This is a genomic window from Alkalibaculum sporogenes (assembly GCF_009362815.1).
GTDB classification, from domain to species: Bacteria; Bacillota; Clostridia; order Eubacteriales; family Alkalibacteraceae; genus Alkalibaculum_A; species Alkalibaculum_A sporogenes.
Genome location: NZ_WHNX01000054.1, coordinates 1 through 10,345, shown reverse-complemented (window position 1 = coordinate 10,345; position 10,345 = coordinate 1). Strand labels below are relative to the sequence as shown.

10 protein-coding genes are annotated in these 10,345 nt (G+C 32.2%); 2 read left to right on the top strand and 8 right to left on the bottom strand.

What is annotated here, in order from left to right:
• Nucleotides 1-195: 195 nt before the first annotated feature.
• From GC105_RS16070 to fsa, 8 genes are all read right to left on the bottom strand, one after another.
• Complete coding sequence (locus GC105_RS16070; protein WP_193708458.1) at nucleotides 196-462, bottom strand: hypothetical protein; 267 nt, start codon at nucleotides 460-462, stop codon at nucleotides 196-198.
• 282 nt (nucleotides 463-744) lie between these two features.
• A complete protein-coding gene (locus GC105_RS16065) occupies nucleotides 745-2,079 on the bottom strand; it encodes a 2-oxo acid dehydrogenase subunit E2 (RefSeq protein WP_152806866.1) in 1,335 nt (444 codons plus the stop codon).
• A gap of 11 nt (nucleotides 2,080-2,090) precedes the next feature.
• Nucleotides 2,091-3,074 carry an alpha-ketoacid dehydrogenase subunit beta gene (locus tag GC105_RS16060; RefSeq protein ID WP_425481544.1) on the bottom strand — a complete coding sequence of 328 codons (984 nt, stop codon included), beginning with the start codon at nucleotides 3,072-3,074 and terminating at the stop codon, nucleotides 2,091-2,093.
• Between the two features lie 23 nt (nucleotides 3,075-3,097).
• A complete protein-coding gene (locus GC105_RS16055) occupies nucleotides 3,098-4,057 on the bottom strand; it encodes a thiamine pyrophosphate-dependent dehydrogenase E1 component subunit alpha (RefSeq protein ID WP_152806862.1) in 960 nt (319 codons plus the stop codon).
• A 25-nt stretch (nucleotides 4,058-4,082) separates the two neighbouring features.
• Nucleotides 4,083-5,042, bottom strand: a complete 960-nt coding sequence (locus GC105_RS16050; protein WP_193708457.1) for a sugar-binding transcriptional regulator — start codon at nucleotides 5,040-5,042, stop codon at nucleotides 4,083-4,085.
• A gap of 365 nt (nucleotides 5,043-5,407) precedes the next feature.
• Nucleotides 5,408-6,451, bottom strand: a complete 1,044-nt coding sequence (locus GC105_RS16045; RefSeq protein WP_152806858.1) for an NAD(P)H-dependent glycerol-3-phosphate dehydrogenase — start codon at nucleotides 6,449-6,451, stop codon at nucleotides 5,408-5,410.
• A gap of 107 nt (nucleotides 6,452-6,558) precedes the next feature.
• Nucleotides 6,559-7,014: a ribose 5-phosphate isomerase B gene (rpiB, locus tag GC105_RS16040; RefSeq protein ID WP_152806856.1), complete on the bottom strand. Its 456-nt coding sequence runs from the start codon at nucleotides 7,012-7,014 to the stop codon at nucleotides 6,559-6,561.
• A gap of 290 nt (nucleotides 7,015-7,304) precedes the next feature.
• Nucleotides 7,305-7,958: a fructose-6-phosphate aldolase gene (gene fsa / locus GC105_RS16035; protein WP_152806868.1), complete on the bottom strand. Its 654-nt coding sequence runs from the start codon at nucleotides 7,956-7,958 to the stop codon at nucleotides 7,305-7,307.
• 153 nt (nucleotides 7,959-8,111) lie between these two features.
• Between fsa and GC105_RS16030 the strand changes: the two genes are divergently transcribed.
• Both GC105_RS16030 and GC105_RS16025 read left to right on the top strand, forming a co-directional pair.
• Nucleotides 8,112-8,654 carry a glutathione peroxidase gene (locus tag GC105_RS16030; RefSeq protein ID WP_152806854.1) on the top strand — a complete coding sequence of 181 codons (543 nt, stop codon included), beginning with the start codon at nucleotides 8,112-8,114 and terminating at the stop codon, nucleotides 8,652-8,654.
• 319 nt (nucleotides 8,655-8,973) lie between these two features.
• Complete coding sequence (locus GC105_RS16025) at nucleotides 8,974-10,218, top strand: HlyC/CorC family transporter (protein ID WP_152806852.1); 1,245 nt, start codon at nucleotides 8,974-8,976, stop codon at nucleotides 10,216-10,218.
• Nucleotides 10,219-10,345: the final 127 nt, after the last annotated feature.

Here is a 10,345-nt window from a genome sequence, read left to right as displayed (position 1 = left end):
AAGAACAAAGCACAACAATATATACAGTATTTTTAAAACACTAGCAAACGGTAGCTTCGCTAAATTCAAAGAAGGAGAAGATAAACGTTAAGAATTTTTGACTGTTTGAGCGTAGCGAGTTTCAAAAATTTAGTTTATCTTCGAGTTCTATCACACAGTCTGCGAGAGCGTGTTTGCGTTTGTTATAAAAATACGCTAACCTACACCATGCATGTATTTATCTTTATCTTTGCCTTTATCTTTATCTTTGTCTTTGCCTTTATCTTTGTCTTTGCCTTTATCTTTGTCTTTGCCTTTATCTTTGTCTTTGTCTTTGCCTTTATCTTTATCTTTATCTTTGCCTTTATCTTTGTCTTTGTCTTTGTCTTTGTCTTTGTCTTTGTCTTTGTCTTTATCTTTGCCTTTGTCTTTATCTTTGCCTTTGTCTTTATCTTTGCCTTTGTCTTTATCTTTAAATAACAAAGAACAAAGCACAACAATATATACAGTATTTTTAAAACATTAGCAAACGGTAGCTTCGCTAAATTCAAAGAAGGAGAAGATAAACGTTAAGAATTTTTGACTATTTGAGCGTAGCGAGTTTCAAAAATTTAGTTTATCTTCGAGTTCTATCACACAGTCTGCGAGAGCGTGTTTGCGTTTGTTATAAAAATACGCTAACCTACACCATGCATGCATTTATCTTTATCTTTATCTTTATCTTTTTCTTTGTCCATTAAGCTATCAACATCACCCTATACAACTTTAAAGCAATAATAAAGTCGGATCCTCTAAAACATCTTTTAGATATTGTAAGAACTGTGCCCCAACTAATCCGTCCATAACTCTATGGTCAAGAGTAAGACTCATAAACATCACAGATCTAACTTGAGGTTCATCTCCAATTACTCTCATTCTCTTACTAGTTGTTCCAACACTCAAAATCGCACTATTAGGTTGATTAATAATAGATGTAAAGCTTAATGTATCAAACATACCCAAATTACTAATAGTAAAACTACTGCCATTTAATTCATCAGGTTTAACTTTGTTATTCAGAGTTCTTTTTACTATATCAGACCTACTTGTTACAATTTCTTTTAATGTCATCTTATCTGTCCCTCTAATAACAGGAACTAACAATCCATTATCTAGGCCAACAGCGATACCCATATTGACATTATCATTGATTAAAATCCCTTCTTCAACTAAAGTAGCATTTACAATAGGGTATTTCATCAAAGCTTTTGAAGTAGCCATAATAATTAAATCTGTAAGAGATAATTTTTTATCAATTTCTTTTAAAACAATATCTTTCAACTTTTCTCTAAGCTGAGAAGCATTTGTCATATCTACTTCTATATTTAAAGTAACTGGCGCACTTTTATTTAAACTATCCTTCATTCTTTCGGCAATAATTTTTCTTAAACCAACCATTGGAATAATATTTTCTTTTATCACTTTTGATTGCTCTTGAATCTTTTCTTCTACCAATGATACTTTATCAATTGGCACTTTAATGTCATCCTTTGTTATTTTACCAGCGATTCCAGTACCTTTCACTTGAGATAAATCAATGTTTTCAACCTGAGATATCTTTTTAGCAAGTGGAGTTGCCTTTATAACATTAAATTCTTCTACATCTGCTAATTGTACTCTTCCAAGAGGGCCATTTCCAGGTATATCGCCAATAAAAATTCCTCTATCTCTTGCAAGCTTTCTCGCGGCTGGTGTAGCTCTAAACTTTCCTGTTTGATTAACAGGCACATCTACTTTAGATTCTTCTTCAATTACAGTATCCTTCACTATATCAGTAGCTTTTTCTTCTTTAATCGTCTCTGCAGTTGTAGATACTTCTTCGCCAGCATTACCTATGTATCCTATTACAGTAAATACCGGAAGAACATCTCCTTCTTGGGCAGTAACGCTAATGATTGTCCCAGCTACTTCTGCCTCTACTTCCATATTAACTTTATCAGTAAGTATTTCTAAAATAGGTTCTCCTACCTCTACACTATCTCCTACTGTTTTTAGCCACTTTATGACTGTGCCTTCTTCCATATCCATGCCAGCTTTTGGCATAATAATTTCAGTTGCCATTTTAACACTCCTTATCTATTCATTACCTTATAGATAGCATTTTTAATTTCATCTACTCCTGGTACTACAGCCGCTTCCAAATTTCTATTGTAAGGAATTGGCACATCTAAACCAGCAAGTCTTAAAACTGGTGCATCAAGATAATCAAAAGCTTCACTCTCGGTAATAGAAGCAGCAATTTCTCCTCCTAGTCCACCAGTTTTTGCAGCTTCATGAACTACAATCGCTCTACCTGTTTTCTTAACAGATTTTATAATGGTTTCTATATCCATCGGATACAAAGTAATAGGATCTACTACTTCGACGCTTATTCCTTCTTTTTCCACATCTTGTGCCGCGATCATAACTTTTTGCAGTATAGTTCCATAAGAGATTATTGTTACATCTGTACCCTCTTTTTTTATATCAGAAACACCTAAAGGCACAATATAGTCTTCATCTATTGGAACATCCCCTTTTTCTTTATACAAAAGCTTATGTTCAATAAAACATACTGGATTATCATCTCTAATAGCAGCTTTAATAAGTCCTTTAGCTTGTGCAGGTGTAGATGGAGTTACTACTTTAAGTCCAGGTACATGACATAACCATGCTTCTAAACTTTGAGTATGTTGTGCAGCAGCACCTGTACCAGAACCTGCTGGAAGTCTCATTACCATAGGAACTTTTGCTTTTCCGCCAAACATATATCTCATTTTTGCTGCTTGGTTAGCAAGATTGTCCATAGCAATAGTTACAAAATCCATAAACATCATTTCACAAATAGGTCTAAGTCCTGTAGCAGCTGCTCCTGCAGCCGCTCCTGCAATTACAGCTTCAGAAATTGGCGTATCCTTTACTCTGTCTTCCCCAAATTCATCTAACATACCTACAGATAACCCGAACGCTCCTCCATATAAACCAATATCTTCACCGAAGAATATAACATTTTTGTCTCTTCTCATTTCTTCACTCATACCTAATCTAATTGCATCTTTATACGTCATTTCTTTCATTTCCATTATTAAGTTACCTCCTTTTATGCGTAAACATCATCTGTTACAGTTTCAACTTTTGGTTCTGGTGAGTTAATCGCAAACTCTACTGCTTCTTCAAGCGCTGTTGCTGCATTTTCTTCAACTTTATTCAATTCTTCTTCACTAGCTATTTCATTTTCTATCATGTATTTTCGTAGTCTCTTAATAGGATCTTTAGCTTTCCACTCTTCTACTTCTTCTTTCGTCCTATATGCCTGAGCATCACTTTTAGAATGACCTGACCATCTATATGTTTTACTTTCAATTAATATTGGTCCTTTTCCACTTCTTGTATGTTCAGCGGCTTTTTCTATGGTTTCATATACTTCGATTGCATCATTTCCATCTATTACAATTCCTGGTATCCCATAAGACTTTGCTCTATCTGCTATGTCTTTAATATTCATATGTTTATCAATTGAAGTAGACATACCATATAGATTGTTTTCGATATAGAATATCACTGGCAACTTCCAAATAGATGCTAAATTTAATGATTCGTGGAAGCTTCCTTCATTTGTAGATCCATCACCTGCAAAACAAAGAACAACTCTCCCCGTCTTAAGATATTGTTGTGAAAGTGCTGCACCTACAGATATAGCATAACCACCACCTACAATACCATTTGCTCCTAAATTACCTGAATCTATGTCTGCGATGTGCATTGAACCGCCTTTACCTTTACAGTATCCTGTCTCCTTACCAAGTAGTTCAGCTGTGATCCTATTTAAATCTAGTCCAAAACCTATTACTTGTGAGTGTCCTCTATGAGTTGCAGAAACCAAATCACATTTTTTTAAAGCCATACATGAGGCGACACCTGAAGCTTCTTGTCCAATTGATAAATGAGTTGTTCCGTGAACCATCCCTCTTGCAAAAAACCATGCTACCTTTTCTTCGAAAAATCTCGCTTCATTCATTCTAAAATACATCTCTAATAGTGTTTCTTTTGTTAAAGCCATTTTTTTCCTCCTTAAAATACTTGTTTTATTTTTGTAGTAATGCCGTTGCAGTACCGCTATCTGTAATAAGTACGTCTACAAAACCACCATTTATCCCACCATAAATAGCACTTATTTTTTCTCTAGTACCTGAAATACATACTTTCATAGGTATCTTTTTCAAAACTTCTATATCCGGACAAATTAAGCGTTCATAGAAAGGTGCGTCAATTATATTTCCTTCTATATCAAAGTAGTGAAATAAAAAATTGCCCACTGCTTTTCTATCAATTAGATATTTCAATTCTTCTTCACCTAAAGCACCTTCAATAAAAGGGGATACAGATTTTCCTAAACTAGCAATACTAACCATAGCTAGGTCACAGGATCCAGCTTTTTTTAAAATATTACTTACTGAAGACTCTTGAAGTAAAATTTTTTTAGATTCTGCATTATCAACAATGAGAGGATTATTCATCAAATATGGTTTTGCCCCTAACTTTAGGGAAATATCACGAGTTATTTCGCCTGATTGCCTGGATAATTCGCCGTTAAAAAAGTGTCCATATGGAAATACCCCTCCGGCTAATTGTACAATAGATACATTTAAGTTTGTACGTTCTTTGACAATGTGCTGGGATACATAAGTAAGGGTTCTTCCCCACGCGATACCAATAGTGTTATTTGGTTTTAAAACTCTATCTAGATATTGTGCACCAGCTCTACCTATAGAATCTAAAGTCAATTGATTACTTTCTTGCGTAGAAACTACTACTACTTCCTTTAAATTATATTTTTTTTCAAGGGCTTGTTCTATATCTAAATATGTATCTAATGAATCATCAATACTGATTTTTACAATACCCTCTGGGATAAGCTTTTGAATAAGTCTTCCTATCTTTTGCCTAGAAAGAGACATTCTTTTTGCTATTTCTTCTTGTGTCAAACCATCATCATAATAGTATCTCGCGATTTTAATTAATTGTCTCTTTATATCATTTTTCAAAATATCACCTCCTATTGAGAAAATGCTCATATAATGAGAAAATGTCTATAATTATGATAACACTCTTCAAATAATATATCAATAGAATTCTATATATATAGTATGCATTTTTATGACGATTGTATGTTGTTTTAAACTATACTCTAAAGTTTAAATTTCTTTTTACAAAATAGCAGATCTTATCTTTAGACATAAATATTTGGCAAGTATAACGCCTGCGACGCATTATTCAAGTATAATAGTAAAATTTGGTCCTACACAAGCTAGTCTAACTTTACTATCATATAAAAAAACAGACTCCTAAGTCTTATATTCTCAGAAGTCTGATTTTTTAAACAATCTATTATATTTTATATACTTTCTTACTAGTTATATTCATTTAGTACTTTCTTAATTGAGGCATAACAAGATTCATTATTATATAGTATTTTATATAAAGCACTAAGTAATGGAAGTTCTTTTGTTAATAAACCTTTTTCTATTAAGTTAATAGACAATCTATATCCAAAATTTACAGCGCTATAACCTTCTACTGTGATATCTTCATCCTTCATTTTTGCCAAAGCATCAAAGCTAGTCATTCCACCTCCTATAACTTCTCCTAACAATCTATTTCTACCTGCTTCTCCTGTAACTTCTAAATCCCCTGCACCTGGAAGTCCAATAACAGACTTGATTTTACCTCCTAAAGCTTCAGATAATAAAATCATTTCTTCTAAGGCTACTGTAAATAAAGCAGATTTAGTATTATTATGAGTATATCCCTCTCTTTGTTTAAAACCTTCTGCAAAACCTAATGCTACTGCATATGCATTTTTCATTGCTACAGATACTTCTGTGCCTATTACATCTGTATCAACTTTCACATTATATACATCGGTACTTATTAGCTCTTTAAAATTTTTAGCAGCATTCAAATCTTCACACGCATATACTACATTACTTGGTGATCGATATATTACTTCATTAGCTTTGCATGGTCCTCCAACCACTACAATAGGTATATTAGATAATTGTTCTGTTAATTTTTCCTTTAAAATTTCAGGTAATATTACTATTTCTCCTAGCTTATTAGTATCAAAACCTTTTGATACCGTAGCTATTATCATATCATTATTTAAATATGGAACTACTTTCTCAAACACATGTCCTAATGCATCTGATGTAATAGCTAATATTACGTGTGTAGATCCAAACATTGCTTTTTCTAATTCATCTGCATAATAAAACTCTATTTCTGATGGTAATTTGTGTTTATGCTTAGGATGTTCTTTTCCTTCTATTAAATCTTTGATAATGTCTTGGTCTAAATTAGTTCCCCATAATTTTACTGTACATCCATTGTCAATTAGGGGTATTGCTAAAGCACTCCCCATAGCACCTGCACCAATTATAGTCACTACTGCCATATATCTTCTCCTCCTTATATTTCTAAAAATACGATTATCATAATGTTAATACTTTTATTGTTAAAATATATAAATACCGTGTAAACATTAGATCTAGAGTATAATATCTATTTGACAGTTCTATACTTATCCTCAATCTCCATCATCTTTTGAATTTTAGGTGTAGAATTTCCATCTACAAAATGAGATTCTAACCATGCGTCTATTATAGTCTTCGCGCTTTCACTCCCAATTACACGTTGACCCATAGTAATAATTTGGCAATTGTTACTCATTATAGATCTTTGTGCAGAAAATACATCATGTGCAACTGTAGCTCTAATTCCTGGTAGTTTGTTTGCAGTAATTGCCATACCAATTCCCGTACCGCAGATAATAATACCTCTCTCATTTTTACCTTCAATAATTGATTCAGCTACCTTTTCAGCAATCAGTGGATATAATACACTTTCTCCAGACTCCAATCCAAAGTCCTCCACCTCATGACCCTTTTCTTTTACATGTTCTCTTAATATATTTTTCAACTCTACTCCTGCTTCATCACAACCAATAGCTATTTTCATAATACTTCCTCCTCTTTCTCTTCTTTATAACATCTTAACATATACCTAACTTTTTATTCTTTGGTTAAACCCTGGTATTAACTAACCTATATTAATAACAACAACATAATCTTACATATTATCTTGCTACTAAAGGCTAAAACAATAGACCGCAAACAAATCTTAAATTTTTAAGATTTATCTACGGCCTTCACTTTATTCACAGGGCTGTTTTATTACATGATAACATTAATATAAAAAAGCTGCAACTGTAACTCAAAATATTTACTACAATATCAACTATTTATTACTTAGTCAATATTCTCTATTGTTGCCCAATCACTCATAAATTTTTCTAAGCCTGAGTCAGTTAAAGGATGTTTTAGTAGGCTTACTAAAGTGTTATAAGGGACTGTAGCAATATCTACACCAGCCTTTGCACAGTTTAGTACATCTATAGGTGTTCTAACACTAGCAGCTACTATTTCAACTTTTAACTTATGCATGTCAATAATCTCTTTAATATCTTTTATTAGTGTAGCTACACCATCTTGACTAATATCATTTAATCTTCCCACAAAAGGTGCAACATAGGAAGCACCTGCTCTTGCAGCTATTAGCGCTTGGTTTGCAGAAAAAATTAGTGTAATTGCAACTTTTATATTTTTATCACTAAGTATCTTACAGGCTTTAATTCCTTCCCACGTACAAGGAAGTTTAATTACTAAATCTTTATTAATACTTGCAAAGGCCTCGCCTTCTGTAATCATTCCCTCAGATTCTAAGGCAGTCACCTCTACAAACATTGGAACTTTAACAATATTAGTAATAACATTTATAGCTTCATTCATATTTAAGCCTTCTTTAGCAACGAGGCTAGGGTTAGTAGTCACTCCCTCTACTACTCCAAGTTCTATAGCTTTTTTAATTTCAGCAAGATTTGCAGTGTCTAAATAAAATCTCATCATATAACCTCCTATTGATTGTTCTTATTTGAGTATTATACACTATTTTGAACATATGTACAACTATGAAATTATGTTACATAATGCAGAGTTGTTTTCATTCGATAAATTTGGGTAATATATATTTATATACTAATTGAGAGGATGAATGAAATGAACATATTCGATTTTAATGCAAAGTTAATTGATGGAGAAAAAATTTCTCTAGACCAATTCAAAGGTAAGGTTGTCCTAATTGTAAATACAGCTAGCAAGTGCGGTTTTACCGTACAATTTGAGGGCTTACAAAAATTATATGAAAAACACATGGATCAATTTGTGGTACTGGGCTTTCCAAGCAACCAATTTAGAGGTCAAGATCCACTAAGTAATACAGAAATACAGAATTTTTGCCAATTAAACTTTGGTGTTTCCTTCCCTCTATTTGAAAAAGTAGATGTTAGAGGGGCAGATGCCCATCCTTTGTTTAATTTTTTAATTAAAGAACAGCCATTTAAGGGTTTTGATTTGAATAATGAACTTGAAAATAAATTTTATAACTTAACAAAACAAGAGTATCCAGAGTTTTTAGAAGATGACTCAATAAAGTGGAATTTCACTAAATTTTTAGTTTCTAAAGACGGGGATGTAATAAAGAGATATGATTCTTGGATCCCACCAGAGGAAATTGAAGCTGACATTATTAAACTATTGTAAAACGTAATAATCATGTACTTATTAATTATGCTGAAATCTATATTTTGAAGCTTTTAGGCAAGCCTAAAAGCTTTTTTTATTGAGGCAAAAGTGCTGCTAACTAATTTTATTATCACAATAATCATCAATACGCTATCTTAGTTACAGTTAATTGCATAATATAAAAATAAAGGATTATGTTTAAAATGGAATAATAAATATGAATTATATTCAATTTATCACTTATTGCAATTCACACTAGATAATTTATAGACATAATATTTATTTTCAGTTATTTGTGGTATAATAGATTACAAATATTTGGGAGAGTGATGTTTTTTTGGAACCAGGTGATTCTTGGCAGATTATTCTATTAATAGCACTAATACTACTATCTAGTTTTTTTTCTGCATCAGAAACTGCATTGATGACTTTAAGTAAAATTAGAATTAGACATATGATGGATGAAAAAATAAAAGGTGCAATTTTAATTAATAATCTCATTAATAATTCTAGCAAATTGCTTGGAGCAATTTTAGTTGGAAATAATATTGTCAATATAGGAGCCTCTGCAATAGCAACTTCGTTAGCTGTTAGTAAATTTGGGAGCTCTGGAGTTGGCATCGCTACAGGCGTTATGACAATACTAGTATTGATATTTGCAGAGATCACACCTAAATCTCTAGCAGCTCAAAATTCTGAAGTGATATCATTAAAAGTGGCTAAGCCTATTAGCTTAATAATGAAATTACTAAATCCTATAACAATCGTAATAATGTTTTTTACTAAAAGTATAATCAAACTTTTAGGTGGAAAGGCAGAAATAAAACAACCGTTTTTTACAGAGGATGAGCTAAAAACCCTAGTTACCGTTAGTCATGAAGAGGGTGTTCTTGAAGGCGAAGAAAAACAAATGATTTACAATGTATTTGAATTTGGGGATTCACAAGCAAAGGATGTAATGACTCCGAGAACTGACGTAGTTGCTGCAGATGTAAATGCAACATACGACGAGCTGATTGAACTATTTAGAGCACAGCAATTCTCTAGAATCCCAATTTTTGAAGAGACTTATGATAATATTATTGGTGTTTTTTATATAAAAGATTTACTGGTATACAATAAGGATAAAGCTGATTTTCACATAAGGCAACTTATGCGAGAGCCTTTCTTTACTTATGAATTTAAAAGTACTTTGATACTTTTTTCAGAAATGAGGATTAAAAGGATACCTGTAGCCATTGTAATCGACGAATATGGTGGTACTGCTGGGATTGTAACTATAGAAGATTTAGTTGAAGAAATTGTTGGAGATATTCACGATGAATATGATGATTTTGAAAAAGAGATTGAGATTATTAAAGAAGATGAATTCCTAGTAGATGGTATTGCTCGTATTGATGTAGTAAATGAAATGCTTGGCATTAACATAGAATCAGAAGACTTTGATTCTATTGGTGGTTTTGTAATTGGACTTTTTGGTTATCTTCCTAATGGAGGAGAAAAAATCGAATTTGACGGTATAAAGTTTATTATCGAAGTTGTCGATAAAAATCGTATAGAGAAGTTAAGAATCCTCACTTAATATTAAATGTTTTGCCAATAAAAAAGATTGAGACTGTAAATAATTTTGTGTCCTAGAATAAAAAAATAACTTTCTATCAGGCTCATTAGATATGTAAAAATTCAAGAAAACATCTTTAAAATATGAA